We start from the raw sequence: 15,327 nt of genomic DNA, 5'->3' as shown, positions 1-15,327 counted from the left end.
CATGGGATCCCGACCGACCTTGCTGGTCCTGTTCGGCGGCCGGTCCGGGGAGCACTCCGTCTCCTGCGTCTCCGCGGGGAGCGTGCTGGACAACCTCGACCGCGAGCGCTTCGACGTCGTGGCGGTCGGGATCACCGAGGACGGCCAGTGGCTCGCCGTCGGTGACGACACCACGCCGTGGCGCCTGCACGGCCGCGAGCTGCCCCGTGTGACGGCGGCTGCGGGCGACCCGGTCGCGCTGCTGCCCGACCCGACCCGCCGCGAGCTGATCAGCCTCGCCGACGGCCGCCGCGGCGAGACGGTGGCGACGGTCGACGTGGTCTTCCCGGTGCTGCACGGCCCGGCCGGCGAGGACGGCGAGATCCAGGGGCTCCTGGAGACCGCCGGGATCCCCTACGTGGGCGCCGGGGTGTGCGCGAGCGCGGCGTCCATGGACAAGGTCGTCACGAAGCGGATCCTGCGCGACGCCGGGCTGGCGACGGGCGACGCGGTCGCCCTCGACCGCACGGCCGCGGACCTGGACCCGGCCGACCGCGAGCGCCTGGGCCTGCCGGTGTTCGTCAAGCCGTCGCGGGCCGGGTCGTCCGTGGGGATCTCCCGGGTCACGGCCTGGGAGGACGTGCCCGCCGCCGTCGCGTTCGCCCGCGAGAGCGACCCCAAGGTCCTCGTCGAGGCCGGGATCGCCGGCCGCGAGGTCGAGTGCGGGGTGCTGCAGTTCCCGGACGGCCGCGTCGAGGCGAGCGTGCCGGCCGAGATCCGGCTGACCGGCGACGCCGGCTGGTACGACTTCGACACCAAGTACCTCGACGACACCTGCGAGCTCGACGTCCCGGCCAAGCTGGACGACGCGCTCGCCGAGGCGGTCCGCGACGCGGCGGTCCGGGTCTTCCGGACGATGGACTGCGCCGGCCTCGCGCGGGTGGACTTCTTCGTCACCGAGGACGGCCGGGTGCTGGTCAACGAGCTGAACACGATGCCCGGGTTCACCGCGACGTCGCTGTACCCGCGGATGTGGGCGACGACGGGGGTCGACTACCCCGCCCTGCTGACCACGCTCGTCGAGACCGCGCTCGCCGGCGGCACCGGGGTCCGCTGATCGGCCCGGCTCAGCGGGTCGGCGTCGGGGCCGGGGTCGTGTCGCGGCTGACCAGCGTGATCTTCACGCCCCGGGACACGTCCTGGATCGCGCCGCTGCCGATCCCGTCCGGGAGGGTGAGCCCGACGAAGACCGCGCGGTCGGCGGTCACCCAGGTCGTCGCGCCGGCGCCCGGGATGCGCAGCCAGTCGACGCCGTCGACGTCGAGCAGCGGCGTGGTCGGGCCGAGCTCGACCGGCGCGGCCAGCCCGCAGCGCAGCACGACGGCCTGGTCCTCGGCCCGCCCGGATGCCGACCGCTCCCCGCCCCAGGCGACGGTGCCCGCCGGGACCGGGCTCGCGAGCACCCGCCGGGGCAGCAGCCCGTCGCCGGTGTTGATCTCCTGCGGCAGGCCGGAGAGCAGCCGGGCGCAGTCGGCCGACGCGGCCGCGGGCACGGGCACGGCCGCGAGCGCCAGGGGACCGGTGTCCGGGTCGGGGTCGGTCTGCCGCCCGAGGACCTGCGAGGCGACGAGGACGCCGACGACGAGCAGCACCGGCAGCGCGAGGGCGACACCCAGCAGGATGCGGGGGAGGCGGCGGTCGAGCTCCGGTGCTCGGGTGCGGGCCACCGGCGGGTCAGGCGGGGGCGCCGACGACCGGGCAGGTCAACGTACGGGTGATGCCGGGGACCTTCTGCACCGCGGTGACCGCGTCCGTGAGGTCGGCGTCGTCGTTGCGGTCCACGTGCACGATCACGTCGTACGGCCCCGTCACGTCCTCCGCGCGCGTGACGCCGTCGATCCCGGCCACCTCCGACGCGACCGCGGCGGCGCGGCCCACCTCGGTCTGGATCAGGATGTAGGCCTGGACCACGAACGGGCCTCCTCGGGGAGCGGGCGTGCCCGCTCGGGAGGCGAGTGGGGGCACACGGGTGACACGACGGCTGGGAACGTACCGCAGGGAGCAGACGGGTGAAGCGGTCGGGAGACGGAGCTGACGTCGCGGACGGGCGGGTCGCCGACCTCGGTGAGTTCGGGGTCATCGACCGCATCACGGCCGGTCGTCCGCAGCCGGAGGGGACGCTGCTCGGCCCGGGCGACGACGCGGCCGTGGTGGCGGCCCCGGACGGTCGGGTGGTGGCCACCGTGGACACCCTGGTCCAGGGCGTGCACTTCCGCCTCGACTGGTCGGCGCCCGAGCAGGTCGGGCGCAAGGCGGTCGCGGCGAACCTCGCGGACGTGGCCGCCATGGGCGCGGTCCCCACCGGCCTGCTGCTCTCGCTGGCGTGCCCCGCGACCACCCCGACCGAGGTCGTCGACGGGCTCGCGGCCGGCATCTGGGACGCGGCGTCCGAGGCCGGCGTGGGCGTCGTGGGCGGCGACACGGTCTCCGCCGACCAGATCGTGGTGACCATCACCGCCCTGGGCGACCTCGAGGGCCGGGCCCCGGTGCGGCGGTCGGGCGCGCGGGTCGGCGACGTGGTGGCGGTCCGGGGGGTGCTCGGCTGGTCCGCGGCCGGCATGGAGGTGCTCCGCCGGGGCTTCCGGTCCCCGGTCGCGATGGTCGCGGCCCACCGCACCCCCCGCCCGCCGATCGGCGAGGGACCCGTCGCCGCCCGGGCCGGGGCCACCGCGATGATCGACACCTCCGACGGCCTGCTCGCCGACCTCGGACACGTCGCCGCGGCGTCCCGCGTCCGCATCGACGTCCGCTCGGCGCTCGTGCCGGTGGCCGACAAGCTGCGCGACGTCGCCTCCGCGCTCGGCGGGGACGCGCTGCGCTGGGCACTCACCGGCGGGGAGGACCACTCCCTCGTGGCGACCTTCCCGGACGAGTCGGTCGTCCCGGAGGGCTGGACCGTGTTCGGCACCTGCCTGCTCGGCACCGGGGTGAGCGTCGACGCCGACCGGTGGGGCGGCGCCGGCGACCCCGGCTGGCGGCACTGGCGCTGAGGCGGCCTACAGCCCCGGCGGGCGCACCCCCCGGATCGAGGCGTCCAGCAGCTGCACCGGGTGCAGCATCGGCAGGTCGCCCTCGAGGTACTTGCGGATCTGCAGCAGGCAGCCGGGGTTGGCGGTGACCAGCAGGTCGGCGCCCGTCCCGCGGATGTTGTCGGCCTTGCGCCGCCCCAGGTCGCCGGCGGCCTCGGGCTGGAGCATGTTGTAGATCCCGGCCGACCCGCAGCAGATCTCGGCCTCCGGGAGCTCGGCGAGTTCCACGCCCGGGATCGAGCGCAGCACGTCCCGCGGCTGCGCCCGGATCTTCTGGGCGTGCCCGAGGTGGCAGGCGTCGTGGTAGACGACGGACGCGTCGACCCGGTGGCGCGGGGCGCGCGAGTCGGCGAGGGCGTCCGCGAGCACCTCGGAGACGTCGCGCACCTTGGCCGAGAAGGCCTCGGCGCGCCCCTTCCACTCCGGGTCGTCCGCGAGCAGCTCGCCGTACTCCTTCATCGACGAGCCGCAGCCGGCGACGTTGACCGCGATCACGTCGACCTCGGCCCGCTCGAACACCGCGATCAGGGCCTTCGCCCGCGCGACCGACTCCTCCTCGCGGCCCGCGTGCAGGCCGAGCGCCCCGCAGCAGCCCTGCTCGCGCGGCGCGACGACCTCGTAGCCCTCGGCGGCGAGGACCCGGGTGGTGGCCAGGTTGACCTGGTGGAAGAACACGTCCTGCACGCAGCCGACCAGCATCCCGACCCGCCCCCGCCGGGTCCCGACGGCGGGGGTGACGGCGGGCGTGCGGGCGAACGCGTCGCGGACGCTGACCGGCGGGAGGAGCGACTCCATCGCGACGAGGCGCTCGAACCGGCGGGGGAGCTTCGCCAGCAGCCGGTCCATCGAGCGGGGCCGCAGCTTCTGGTAGAGCGCGCCTCCGAGCGACGCGGCCCGGAGCCGCCGGCGGTACGGGAACAGCGTGAAGATCGCCTCGCGGAACAGCCGGTCCGCGCGGCTGCGCGGCACGTTCCGCTCGATCTGCGGCCGGGTGGCCTCCAGCAGGCGGTCGTACTGCACCCCGGACGGGCAGGCGGTCACGCACGCCATGCACCCGAGGCAGCGGTCGATGTGGGTGGTGAACGCGCCCTCGAGCGGGATCTCGCCCTTCTCGGCCATCTCCATGAGGTAGATGCGCCCGCGCGGCGAGTCCATCTCCTCGCCCCACAGCGCGTACGTGGGGCACGTGGGCAGGCAGAACCCGCAGTGCACGCAGTCGTCGAGCAGTTCCTGCGCCGGCGGGTGGTGGTCGTCGAAGCTGCCGTGCGTCGCGGCGGCCAGGGCGTCGGTCCGCTCCGGGCCCGGCGCGTTCTCGCCGCGCTGGGAGGTGAAGTCGGGTCCGGGACCCGTGGGGCCGGTGGTGGGCGTACTGGTCACGCGGACACTCCTGTGGTGGGGGAGAGCCAGGGGGCGAGCCGGCCGCGCCCGAGGCGGTGGTCGGGGTCGAGGGACGCGGCGACGGCCCGGAGCAGGACCGCGCTCGACGGGGCCGGACCCCAGGCGGGCAGGTCGGCGCCCCCGGGGCGGGCCCGCAGGGTCGACGTGCCGCGGGCGGCCGCGACCCGGGCGTGCACCGCGTCGACGGCCGCCGGCTCGGCCGGGACCGTCAGCGTCGCGACGCCGGTCGCGGGCGCCGCGGTGATCCCGGCGGCGCCGGCGTCGGCGGCCAGGTCGGTGAGCAGCCCGCCGAGCAGGGTCGGGGCGACCCCGATCCGGACGACCGCGCGGTCGGCCGGGCGGACGTCGACCGCGGCGCGGTGCGCGGCCCACGCGGCGTCGGCGTCCGCCGGGGAGAGCACCTCGGCGCCGTCGCCGAGCAGGTCGACCAGCCGGTCCGCGCGCCCGGCCACCCCGGCCTCGGTGCCCTCGAGCAGGGCCAGCAGTCGGCCGTCGTGCCACTCGAGGGCGGCGGCCTCGACGGGGGTGTCGGTGACGGCCCGGCCCGCCGCGGGGAGCCCGGCCACGTCGGGCACCCGCAGCGCGACCGTCCGCGCCGCCGCCGGCACCGGGTGCAGGCGCAGCACGATCTCCGCGAGCACCCCGAACGTGCCCTGCGCCCCGTGGAGCAGCTTCGCCAGGTCGTAGCCCGCGACGTTCTTGATGACGTGGCCCCCGGCCCGCGCGACCGTGCCGTCCGCGAGCACCACGGTCACGCCGATCACCAGGTCGCGCAGCGAGCCAAACCCGAGCGCCAGCGGCCCCGCGTCCGCCGTCGCGAACAGGCCGCCGACGGTGGCGCCGCGCGCGGCGCGGGGCGCGTCGAAGGCGACCCGCTGCCCGGAGGCGCCGACCGCGGCCTGCAGGTCCGCCAGCGGGGTCCCCGCCCCGACGGCGACGGTCATGTCGCCGGGGTTGTGCGTGATCACGCCGGACAGACCGGCGACGGACACCGGGGTGGCGTCGGCGGCGACGGTCCCGGCCCAGTCGGCCGCGGTGCCTGCCCCGGTGGCGACGACGGGACCGCGGAGGTCGCGGACGGCGTCGCGCAGCTCGAGCAGGGTGGTGGGTGCGGTGCTCACGGTGCTCACAGTCGGCTGATCACTCCGGCCTCCTCGAGGGGGTGCGGGCGGAACGGCCCGGGACGCTCACCGCAGAGCCGCGGGGTCGGGAACACCTTGCCCGGGTTGCAGAGGCCGTCCGGGTCGAAGCCGGCGCGCACGCGCTGCATCACCGCGAGGTCGTCGTCGGTGAACATGCGGCCCATCGAGCAGGCCTTGTCGGCCCCGATGCCGTGCTCGCCGGAGAGCGACCCGCCGAGCTCGACGCACAGCTCCGCGATCCGGCTCGACAGGTCCTCGGCGGTGTCGTGCTCGCCCGCGGACTCCGAGTACAGGACCAGCGGGTGCAGGTTGCCGTCGCCGGCGTGGAAGACGTTCGCCACCCGCAGCCCGACCTCGGAGCCCATCGCGGCGATCTGGGACAGCACCTCGGCGAGCCGGGTCCGCGGGACGACGCCGTCCTGGACGATGTAGTCCGGGCTGATCCGCCCGACGGCGGCGAACGCGGCCTTGCGGCCCTTCCACACGCGGGCGCGCTCGTCGGTGCTGTCGGCCACGTGGATGCGGGTCGCCCCGCGCTCCTCGCAGATCCGCGTGATCTCGGCGAACTGCTCGTCGCACTCCTCGGCGGGGCCGTCGAGCTCGATGATCAGCGCCGAGGGCGAGGAGACGGTGTAGCCGGCGCCCACCGCGGCCTCGGCCGCCTCCATCGCCAGCGAGTCCATCATCTCCACCGCCGCGGGCACGATCGCCGCCTCGACGATGGCCCCGACGGTCTCCCCGGCGGCCTCGATCGACGGGAAGTCCGCGAGCACGGTGCGCACCGCCTCGGGCTTGCGCAGCAGCCGCACGGTCACCTTCGTGCAGATGCCGAGCGTGCCCTCGGAGCCCAGGAAGAGGCCCCGCAGGTCGGGCCCCGCCTGCTCGGCGGTCGGCCCGCCGAGGGTGACGACGCTGCCGTCGGCGAGGACGACCTCCATCTCGAGGACGTGGTTGGTGGTGAACCCGTACTTCAGGCAGTGCGCGCCGCCGGAGTTCTCCGCGACGTTGCCGCCGATGGTGCACACCTGCTGGCTGGACGGGTCGGGCGCGTAGTACAGCCCGTGCGGTCCCGCGGCCCGCGAGATGTCGAGGTTGAACACGCCCGGCTCGAGGACCGCGCGGCGGTTCTCGACGTCGATCTCGAGGATGCGCCGCAGCTTCTGCAGGGAGATCACGACGCCGTCCGCGACCGGGAGCGCGCCCCCGGACAGGCCGGTGCCGGCGCCGCGGGCGACGAAGGGGACGCCGTGCCGGGCGCAGATCCGCACGCACGCCGCGACCTCGTCGGTGTCGCGCGGCAGCACCACGACGGCGGGGACCTGGCGGAACCCGGTCAGCCCGTCGCACTCGTAGCTGCGCAGGCCGACCTCGTCGGTGATCACGCAGTGCTCCGGCAGGACGGCGGCGAACTCCCGCGCCAGGACGGGTGCGGTGGTGGTGGTGGCTGTCATGGCGTCACGCGCTCCCTCGAGGTGGTTCCGCGATCCTCACCCGTGGCCCGGACGACCGCCACCAGAGGAGCCGGGTCGGACAGGTCGGTCAGGACGTGGTCGGCTCCCGCGGCCGCCAGGTCCGCCTCGGACGACGACCCGGTGGCGACGCCGACCGCGACGGCGCCCGCCGCGTGCGCGGCCTCGACGTCGCGCGGGGTGTCGCCGACGACGACGAGGCCGACCGGTCGGCCGTGGCGGCGTTCGAGGGCCTCCCGGGCGGCGTGGACGAGCGCCGCACGCGGGCCGGGGAGGTGTCCGTAGACGCCCTGGTCGAGGTCGAACGCGCCCGGGTGCAGGCCCGCCGCGGTCAGCTTCAGCTCGGCGCCCACCCGGACGTTGCCGGTCAGCACGATCTGGTCCACGCCCGGCTCCGCGGCCAACCGGTCCACCGCCTCCCGGACGCCGGGCAGCACCGTCAGGACCCGCTCGAGGGCCGCGGACCGGCCCCGCCACTGGTCCGCGATCGCCGCGACCATGGCCTCGGTGTACTCGGTGCCCCGGTCGTGGAGCGCCGCGGCGTGCTCCGCGGGCAGGCCGTCGCGGTAGGCCTCGGCGACCAGGTGGTCGGTCATGCCGCCCATGGCCACCCGGGGCGGCTCGTGCCCGGTGACGGCGAGGAACGCGTCGCGCAGCACGTCGCCGCCGACGCGCCCGCCGTGGAGCAGGGTGCCGTCGACGTCCCAGCACACCCCGACCGGCCGCCGCACGCCGCCCACCCCATCATTCCGTATCGCGGAAGACAAGTTCCGCAGAGCATCGAGGGGTCGGGACCCGACGCGGGTGGCGGGACCGCGCGCGGTTAGCGTGGCCGACGTGCCGAGGAGGAACGCCTGATGGCCCGCCCGCTGTCCGAGACGATGGAGGCCGGGTGGGCGCAGGCCCTCGAGCCCGTCGCCGACACGGTGGCCGCCATGGGCGACTTCCTGCGCGCGGAGGTCGCGGAGGGCCGGACGTACCTGCCGGCCGGCAAGAACGTGCTGCGGGCGTTCCAGCAGCCGTTCGACCAGGTCCGGGTGCTCGTCGTCGGGCAGGACCCGTACCCGACCCCCGGGCACGCGGTGGGCCTCTCGTTCTCGGTGGCGCCGGACGTGCGCCCGCTGCCGAAGAGCCTGCAGAACATCTTCCGCGAGTACGGCGAGGACCTCGGGTTCCCCGCGCCGAGCTCCGGGGACCTGACGCCGTGGACCGAGCAGGGCGTCCTGCTGCTCAACCGCGTCCTCACGGTCGCCCCGGGGGCGCCCGGCTCGCACCGCACCAAGGGCTGGGAGAAGGTCACCGAGCAGGCCATCAGCGCCCTGGTCGACCGAATCGACCAGCCGCTGGTCGCGATCCTCTGGGGACGTGACGCGCGGTCGTTGACCCCGTTGCTCGGCGAGGACGTGCCGACGGTCGAGTCCGCCCACCCCAGCCCGATGTCCGCGGCGGGCGGCTTCTTCGGCTCGCGCCCGTTCAGCCGGGTGAACGCCTACCTCGAGGAGCTGGGCGACGAGCCCGTCGACTGGCGCCTGCCCTGACGGGTCAGCGACGGCCGCCGAAGCGGCGGCGGGCCCGGCGGTGCGGGGCGAACATGCTCCACCCCCGGCTCGGGATCGTGTCGGGACGGTGCCGCCCGGCCCCGGCGCGCCGACGGCCCCGGACCAGGGCCATCAGCTGGGCGAACGTCCGACGTCGCGGCCGTCGGAGCACCGGCAGCTCGCGCCCGGCGGGGACCGGGAGGCCGACGACGTCCGGGGACGGCAGCGGCGTATCCTGGAGCACGGCGACCGCACCCGTGGCGGGGACGCCCGCGCTCGCGGTCGGCACCGGCCCGGACGACGCGGGGACCGGGCGCGGCGAGGGGACCTCGGCCGGGGCCACCGCGAGCTCGTCGGCGGACAGCCGGCGGGAGACCACGCGGATCGGCACGGCGGCGGCCCGGCGGTGGACGGTGCGGGGCGCCCGCGGCAGGCGGGGCTCCGCCGCCCCCGAGCTCGTGGAGTCCGGTCGGCTCACCGTGACCCCCGCTCGTCGCACGTCGTCGTCCCTGATGACCGTTCGATCTTCACCTACGTACGGTGCAGACGCAAGGACGGACGCATGTGCGTGAGGCGGATCCCGCGCCGGGTCCGCTCCCTCGTCCCGATCCGGGAGGGGCTCCCCATGACCGAACCGGCGCACGACGGCGGGTGGACCGCGTCCGTCGCGGGGCTCGAGACGGCCCGCCACCCCGACGGCGGGCTCCTCGTGCGGGCCCTCGACGACCGGGAGGGCCCGGTCCTGCACTACACCCGCGCCGAGGTCGACGCGTTCGTGCGCGGGGTGCGGGACGGCGAGTTCGACGACCTCGCCGGCTGAGACGGGTCGGGCCCGGCACGCCACGAGGCGTACCGGGCCCGGGAGACCTGGGGAGAGCCGTCAGGCGCGGCTGACCTTGCCCGCCTTCAGGCAGGAGGTGCAGACGTTCAGCCGCTGGCGGTTGCCGCCGCCGATGCGGGCGTGCACCGTCTGCACGTTCGGGTTCCACCGGCGGTTGGTCCGGCGGTGGGAGTGCGAGACCGACTTCCCGAACCCGGGGCCCTTCGCGCACACGTCGCAGACCGCAGCCACTTCGAACACCTCTCGACTTCGCCGACACAGAGCACGCGGGAACGACCTCACCGCGTGGCAGGGCTCCAGGGTAGCCGAGCCCGGAGGGCACTGTCGGACCCGGGTGGCACGCTGAGGCCGTGGTGCACATGGACTCCCCCCTCGCCGAGGCCATCGGGGGGCGCTCGGCCGCGGTGCTGCGCAAGCACCTGGAGATGGACACCGTCGGCGACCTCCTGCGGCACCTGCCGCGCCGCTACGAGTCGGTCGCGGATCTCGCGAGCCGCGGCCCGGACGACCTCACGGTCGGCGAGTACGTCAACGTGATCGCGCAGGTCCGGTCGGCGCGGGGCGAGCGGAAGTTCCGGCGCGGCGGCGGCAAGCAGATCCACATCACGTCGATGGAGGTCACCGCGGGCGGCCTCGAGCTCTCCGTGACCTTCTTCAACCAGCCGTGGCGGGCGCGCACCATGCCGGCCGGGAGCCGGGCGTTCTTCGCCGGGAAGCTCGAGAAGTTCCGCGACCGCTGGCAGCTCGGGTCGCCGCGGGCCATGCGCATCGCGGGGCCCGACGACGAGGCCGACGTCGACGACGAGGTGGTCAAGCTGCCGCCGATCACGCCCGTGTACCCGGCGACGAAGGACGTGCAGACCTGGGAGCTGCTCGCCGCCGTGCGCCAGGTGCTCGAGGTGTTCGACGACCCGGTCGACCCCATCCCGGAGGAGGTCCGCACGCGGCACGGGCTGATCGACCTCGGCCGGGCGCTGCGCGACATCCACCTCCCGGCCCACCTCGAGGACACGAAGCCCGCGATGCGCCGGCTCACGTGGGACGAGGCGTTCGGCCTGCAGCTGGCGCTCCAGGGCGAGCGGGCGAACGCGACCGTCCGCCCCGCCCCGGCCTGCCCGCGCACCGACGACGGGCTCGCGGCCGCCTTCGACGCCCGCCTGCCGTTCGAGCTGACCGCCGGCCAGCGCCGGGTCGGCGACGAGCTGGCCGAGGTCCTCGCCGGCACCCGGCCGCTCAACCGGCTGCTGCAGGGCGACGTGGGCTCGGGCAAGACCGTGGTCGCGCTGCGGGCGATGCTCCAGGTCGTCGACGCCGGGCGGCAGGCGGTGCTGCTCGCCCCCACCGAGGTCCTCGCGGCGCAGCACGCCCGGTCGCTGCGCGCGATGCTCGGGCCGCTGGGGCGGGCGGGGGAGCCGGCGGGCCTGTTCGGTGCCGGCCCCGAGGGTGCCGACGAGCCCGTCGAGCTCGACACCAGCGAGCAGGCGACGAGGATCGTGCTGCTCACCGGGTCGCTCGGCGCGAAGGAGCGTCGGCAGGCGCTGCTCGACGTGCAGTCCGGCGCCGCCGGGATCGTCGTCGGGACCCACGCGGTGATCCAGGCCGAGGTGGGGTTCGCCGACCTCGGGCTGCTCGTGGTCGACGAGCAGCACCGCTTCGGGGTCCGCCAGCGCGACGAGCTGCGCTCCCGTCCCGGGCCCACCGCCCCCCACCTGCTGGTGATGACGGCGACCCCGATCCCGCGGACCGTGGCGCTGACCGTCTACGGCGACCTCGAGAACTCCGTGCTCGACGAGCTGCCCGCCGGCCGGAAGCCGATCGCGACCCACGCGGTGCCCGGCAACCGGCCGAAGTGGCTCGCGCGCGTGTGGGAGCGGGTGCGCGAGGACGTCGAGGCGGGCCACCAGGCCTACGTCGTCTGCCCCCGCATCGGCGACGACGGGCCGCCCGACGACGAGGAGCCCGACGCCGGCCCGTCCGGCGACGAGCGCCGCCCGCCGCTCGCCGCGCTCGAGGTCGCCGAGCTGCTCGCGGCGGGCCCGCTGGCGGGGCTGCGCCTGGAGGTGCTGCACGGCCGGCTGCCCGCGGAGGAGAAGGACGACGTGATGCGGCGCTTCGCCGCGGGGGACGTCGACGTGCTGGTGTCCACCACGGTGATCGAGGTCGGCGTGGACGTCGGCAACGCCACCGTGATCGTCGTGCTGGACGCGGAGCGGTTCGGCGTCTCGCAGCTGCACCAGCTGCGGGGCCGGGTCGGGCGGGGCGACACGGCGTCCTCGTGCTTCCTGGTCACCGAGTACGAGGGCCCGCCGATGGAGCGGTTGCAGCGGATCGCGGAGATCCACGACGGCTTCGCCATGGCCGACCTCGACCTCGAGCTGCGCAGCGAGGGCGACGTGCTGGGCACCGAGCAGGCCGGCCGCCGCCGGACGTTGCGCTTCCTGTCGGTCCGCCGCCACCTCGCGGAGATCACGGAGGCCCGCGACGTGGCGCGGTCCGTGCTCGCGGACGACCCCACGCTCGCGCACCACCCGCGTCTGGCGGGCCTCGTGCGTGCCGTGGTCGGGGACGAGGGAGCACGGTTCCTGGACAAGCTGTGACGACCGCTCGTCGGGGTCCCGCGCGGTGACCGCCCGGCTACCGACGGGTCACCGATCGGCGCGCGCGGTCGACCTCCGGGCGCGACACGCACGTCCCGCAGGGACGGCGGGGGTCACGGTTCGGTTACGGTCCGGTGGTCGGTCCGCACCAGCGTGCCGATGCGCTCGGCCGCTTCGCCCGGTTCTCGTCCGGCGGCCTCCCCGGAGCGCACGACGTCCAGGACGGGACGGAGATCGTCGGCCACCGCACTCCCCAGCGGCAGGCCGACCGAGCGGGACTCGCGCCGCGAGGCCCCGGACAGGTCACCGTCGGGCGTGGAGACGACGCATGACCGCTGTTCTCCCGCCGGTCGGGTCCGTCGGTGCCGCCCGCGACGGGCGCCACCGCGCCCCGGACGCCGCGACCACCGGCTCGCTCGGGCCCATCCCGCGGACCATGGCCGGCCGCGACGCCCACGGCGCGCCAGCCCGCCCCGCCGGACCCCGCGGAGACCAGCACGGCGGCCGTCGCGCCGCCCCCCACGCCCCGCTGTCCCGGGCCGCGCGGACGGCCGGGTTCTCGCTGGCCGCGCTCGGCGCCCTCGCCGGCGCCGGCGGCGCCGCCGCGCACGGCCTGCTCCCGTCGGCCGACGAGCCGCCCGCCACGGGCGACGTCGCGATCCCGACGAACCTGGCCGCGAGCGCCATGAGCGTCCCCTCGGTCCACCAGGCCTCCGCCGCGATCACGCAGGTCATGCCGGTGGTCGCCCCGGCCGCCGCGCCCGTCGCGGCCCCGCAGTACAAGACGGTGGCCGCGAGCGCCCGGCAGGCGGCGGCCGCCGCCCCGGCGCCCGCGAAGCCGCAGCTCTCCGCGGGCCAGCAGATGGCGCAGGACGCGATCTCCGCGGCGAAGTCGCGGCTGGGCAAGCCCTACGTGTGGGGCGCCACCGGCCCGAACTCCTTCGACTGCTCCGGGCTGATGCAGTACGCGTTCGAGAAGGCGGGCAAGGACCTGCCGCGGACCTCGGCCGCGCAGTCCAAGGTCGGCGAGAAGGTCTCGATGGACGACCTGCAGCCCGGCGACCTCATCTTCATGTACAGCCCGGTCAGCCACGTCGTCATGTACGTCGGCGACGGCAAGGTGATCGAGGCGCCGAACAGCGGCGAGGACGTGAAGATCACGTCGCTGTCGAAGGTCGAGGACAAGGCGACCGGCGCGCGGCGCGTCGTCTGATCCCACCCGGCGCGACCTGACCCACTGACGAGAATGGCCCGGGGTCCCCTCCCCGAAAGGGAACCCCGGGCCTGATTCGGTGGACGGACGCTCCCCAGCTCCGAGCACCGAAGGTCTCTCGTGACGGTCGATCCCGTCACGCATAGGGTGTCCCGCGCAACGGATCCCCACTCGGGTTCGATCGAGTGAAATGACGCGGATCACATCGTGACTCCCCGCAGTGTCCTCGCTGCAGCCGGTGGTGGGTCAACGGCCCGATCGGCGGTCACCCCGTCCCGTGGGCCCCATCCGTCACGGTGTCGTCGCGCTGCTCCTGGCCGCCGTCCTCGTGCCGGTCCCGTCCGCGGACGCGGACCGGTGCGGCCGCGACGTCCCCGGGCTGACCCGCACCACGGTGGACACCGGCGTCGTGCGCCTGCACGCGGTGGTCGGGGGTCCGCCCGGTGCGCCGGCCGTCGTGCTGCTGCACGGCTTCCCGGAGACGTGGCGGACCTGGCGCGCCGTGGCCCTCGATCTCGCCGCGGACCACCGCGTCGTCGTCCCCGACCTCCGCGGGGCCGGCTGTTCCGACCCGGGCCCCGAGCCGGACCCCGAGGCGGCGACGCTCGCGGGGGACCTGGCCGGGCTGGTGGACGCGCTCGGGGTGGGGCCCGCCGTCGTCGTCGGGCACGACATGGGGGCGATGCCGGCCCACGCGTGGGCGCGGGCGCGCCCCGACCAGGTGCGGCGCCTGGTGCTCTCCGGCGGCGGGGTACCCGGGCGCGGGCTGGAGGCGCTGGCCCCGCCCCACGTGGCGGCGTTCGCGGCGGCGCCGCGGGGCGAGCTCGCGGCCGCGGTGGCGGGCCGGCAGCGTGCGGTGCTCGCCGCCTTCGTCTCCGATCCCGCCGTCGAGGCGTCCGGCTCCCTCGACGACGCCGTGCGCGCCTACTCCGCGCCCGGCCGCTACGACGCGGCGATGGGCCGTTATCGCGCCCTCGCCCGCGACGCCGCCCGCACCCGCGCCGACCCGCGCCCGCTCGCCGTGTCCGCGACCGCCCTCGAGGGCGGCGCGCCCGGCATCAGCGCGGCGACGCTGCCCGGGGCCGACGTCGTCGTGGTCCCCGGGGCCGGGCACTACCTGCAGGAGGACCGGCCGCGGGAGACTGCGGCGGCGATCCGGGAGATCGGTGCCCGCCCGTGAGCTCGCCGGGCGGCAGCCGTGTGCCATCGCTGACGTCCGATGGCAGCCGTGTGCCACCGCTGACGTCCGATGGCAGCCGTGTGCCACCGCTGACGTCCGGGCGACGGGCCGCCCGCGGACGTCAGGCCTTCAGGCGACCCCGCAGGTCCCGCATGCCGCGGGCCGCGGCCTGCTTCACGGCGTCCGCGACCGCGGCGTACTCGTCGACCGGTGCCGCGGCGCGGGGCGGCCGGGTCGGGCCCGGGGCCGGGCCCACGGCGGGATGCGGGTGCTGCCCGGCGAGCTCGTCGGCCACCCGGCGGGCCTCGTCCCACGCCGCCACCGCGGTGTCGACGGCCGCGGTGAACTCCTCGCGGCGGGGGCTGCCCGGCTCGGTCGGCGTCGCCAGCACCTGCGCGTCGCCCAGGGCCTCGACGAACCGGGCGGTCGCCGGGACGGAGACGTCGACCAACGCCGGGCGGGCGGCGACGGCCGAGCGGTCGGACTCGAAGGCCGCGTAGTCGCGCTGGAGGGCGGCGAAGCGGTCGCGGGCGAGGCTCCAGCGGGCCGAGCGGTGCTCGTGCAGCCGCCCGGACCTGCCGTCGGGATGACCGAGCACGACCGAGCGCACCCGGCGCACGCCGCGCTGCGCCGCGAGCACGGTGGCGACGACCGCCGCGAACGCGGCGGCCACGAGGTCGGCCACGGTGGCCACCACGGCCGGACCGAGGCCCTCGATCGTCCCGTCGCCGACCCAGACCGCGAGGAAGACCAGCGGGGAGATCACGGTCAGCAGGACCGCGAGGGCATAGAGCCAGGGCACGGCCGACCGGCGCAGTGGGGAGCTGGAGCCTGCCATCGGGACCTCCCGCCACGTCGAACGCCGGATCGCTCCTCTCCTT

16 protein-coding genes are annotated in these 15,327 nt (G+C 76.2%); 7 read left to right on the top strand and 9 right to left on the bottom strand.

Features of this window, described 5'->3' with window-relative positions; all coding sequences use genetic code 11:
• Position 1: 1 nt before the first annotated feature.
• Positions 2-1,096 (top strand): D-alanine--D-alanine ligase family protein, encoded by a 1,095-nt coding sequence (locus WCD74_RS12485; RefSeq protein WP_337695162.1) that lies wholly within the window; start codon positions 2-4, stop codon positions 1,094-1,096.
• Between the two features lie 10 nt (positions 1,097-1,106).
• On the opposite strand, the gene WCD74_RS12480 is transcribed toward WCD74_RS12485, so the two are convergent.
• Together WCD74_RS12480 and WCD74_RS12475 are read right to left on the bottom strand one after the other, a co-directional pair.
• On the bottom strand, positions 1,107-1,706 hold the full coding sequence (locus WCD74_RS12480) for a DUF3515 domain-containing protein (protein WP_337695161.1): 600 nt from the start codon (positions 1,704-1,706) through the stop codon (positions 1,107-1,109).
• A gap of 7 nt (positions 1,707-1,713) precedes the next feature.
• A complete protein-coding gene (locus tag WCD74_RS12475) occupies positions 1,714-1,950 on the bottom strand; it encodes an Lrp/AsnC ligand binding domain-containing protein (protein ID WP_337695160.1) in 237 nt (78 codons plus the stop codon).
• A 98-nt stretch (positions 1,951-2,048) separates the two neighbouring features.
• Between WCD74_RS12475 and WCD74_RS12470 the strand changes: the two genes are divergently transcribed.
• Positions 2,049-3,029 (top strand): thiamine-phosphate kinase, encoded by a 981-nt coding sequence (locus WCD74_RS12470; protein WP_337695159.1) that lies wholly within the window; start codon positions 2,049-2,051, stop codon positions 3,027-3,029.
• 6 nt (positions 3,030-3,035) lie between these two features.
• Here the strand turns inward: WCD74_RS12470 and WCD74_RS12465 are convergent, their stop codons facing one another.
• The 4 genes from WCD74_RS12465 to WCD74_RS12450 all read right to left on the bottom strand — a co-directional run bounded on the left by WCD74_RS12465 (position 3,036) and on the right by WCD74_RS12450 (position 7,808).
• Positions 3,036-4,349 (bottom strand): (Fe-S)-binding protein, encoded by a 1,314-nt coding sequence (locus tag WCD74_RS12465; protein WP_337695413.1) that lies wholly within the window; start codon positions 4,347-4,349, stop codon positions 3,036-3,038.
• 92 nt (positions 4,350-4,441) lie between these two features.
• Positions 4,442-5,587: an FAD-binding oxidoreductase gene (locus WCD74_RS12460; protein ID WP_337695158.1), complete on the bottom strand. Its 1,146-nt coding sequence runs from the start codon at positions 5,585-5,587 to the stop codon at positions 4,442-4,444.
• 5 nt (positions 5,588-5,592) lie between these two features.
• Positions 5,593-7,059: an FAD-binding oxidoreductase gene (locus WCD74_RS12455; protein ID WP_337695157.1), complete on the bottom strand. Its 1,467-nt coding sequence runs from the start codon at positions 7,057-7,059 to the stop codon at positions 5,593-5,595.
• Entirely contained in the window at positions 7,056-7,808 is a 753-nt protein-coding gene (locus tag WCD74_RS12450) for an HAD family hydrolase (protein WP_337695156.1), read from the bottom strand. Before WCD74_RS12450 ends, WCD74_RS12455 begins: the two co-directional genes overlap by 4 nt.
• 123 nt (positions 7,809-7,931) lie before the next feature.
• Between WCD74_RS12450 and WCD74_RS12445 the strand changes: the two genes are divergently transcribed.
• A complete protein-coding gene (locus WCD74_RS12445) occupies positions 7,932-8,615 on the top strand; it encodes a uracil-DNA glycosylase (protein WP_337695412.1) in 684 nt (227 codons plus the stop codon).
• A 4-nt stretch (positions 8,616-8,619) separates the two neighbouring features.
• Here WCD74_RS12445 and WCD74_RS12440 read toward each other — a convergent pair whose 3' ends face one another.
• Entirely contained in the window at positions 8,620-9,093 is a 474-nt protein-coding gene (locus tag WCD74_RS12440) for a hypothetical protein (RefSeq protein ID WP_337695155.1), read from the bottom strand.
• Between the two features lie 147 nt (positions 9,094-9,240).
• On the opposite strand from WCD74_RS12440, the gene WCD74_RS12435 reads away from it, so the two are divergent.
• Positions 9,241-9,435: a DUF397 domain-containing protein gene (locus WCD74_RS12435; RefSeq protein ID WP_337695154.1), complete on the top strand. Its 195-nt coding sequence runs from the start codon at positions 9,241-9,243 to the stop codon at positions 9,433-9,435.
• A 60-nt stretch (positions 9,436-9,495) separates the two neighbouring features.
• Here WCD74_RS12435 and rpmB read toward each other — a convergent pair whose 3' ends face one another.
• Positions 9,496-9,687 (bottom strand): 50S ribosomal protein L28, encoded by a 192-nt coding sequence (gene rpmB / locus WCD74_RS12430; RefSeq protein ID WP_286053333.1) that lies wholly within the window; start codon positions 9,685-9,687, stop codon positions 9,496-9,498.
• A gap of 128 nt (positions 9,688-9,815) precedes the next feature.
• Between rpmB and WCD74_RS12425 the strand changes: the two genes are divergently transcribed.
• From WCD74_RS12425 to WCD74_RS12415, 3 genes are all read left to right on the top strand, one after another.
• Positions 9,816-12,053: an ATP-dependent DNA helicase RecG gene (locus WCD74_RS12425; protein WP_337695153.1), complete on the top strand. Its 2,238-nt coding sequence runs from the start codon at positions 9,816-9,818 to the stop codon at positions 12,051-12,053.
• 328 nt (positions 12,054-12,381) lie between these two features.
• Positions 12,382-13,266: a C40 family peptidase gene (locus WCD74_RS12420; RefSeq protein WP_337695152.1), complete on the top strand. Its 885-nt coding sequence runs from the start codon at positions 12,382-12,384 to the stop codon at positions 13,264-13,266.
• A gap of 277 nt (positions 13,267-13,543) precedes the next feature.
• Positions 13,544-14,446 carry an alpha/beta fold hydrolase gene (locus tag WCD74_RS12415; protein WP_337695151.1) on the top strand — a complete coding sequence of 301 codons (903 nt, stop codon included), beginning with the start codon at positions 13,544-13,546 and terminating at the stop codon, positions 14,444-14,446.
• 121 nt (positions 14,447-14,567) lie between these two features.
• Here WCD74_RS12415 and WCD74_RS12410 read toward each other — a convergent pair whose 3' ends face one another.
• Positions 14,568-15,284: a hypothetical protein gene (locus WCD74_RS12410; protein ID WP_337695150.1), complete on the bottom strand. Its 717-nt coding sequence runs from the start codon at positions 15,282-15,284 to the stop codon at positions 14,568-14,570.
• Positions 15,285-15,327 lie beyond the last annotated feature (43 nt).

The sequence above is a fragment of the Actinomycetospora aurantiaca genome, from assembly GCF_037401875.1.
Lineage (GTDB): Bacteria > Actinomycetota > Actinomycetes > Mycobacteriales > Pseudonocardiaceae > Actinomycetospora > Actinomycetospora aurantiaca.
The sequence above is the reverse complement of the archived record's forward strand: the minus strand, read 5'-3'. Positions and strand labels throughout refer to the sequence as shown.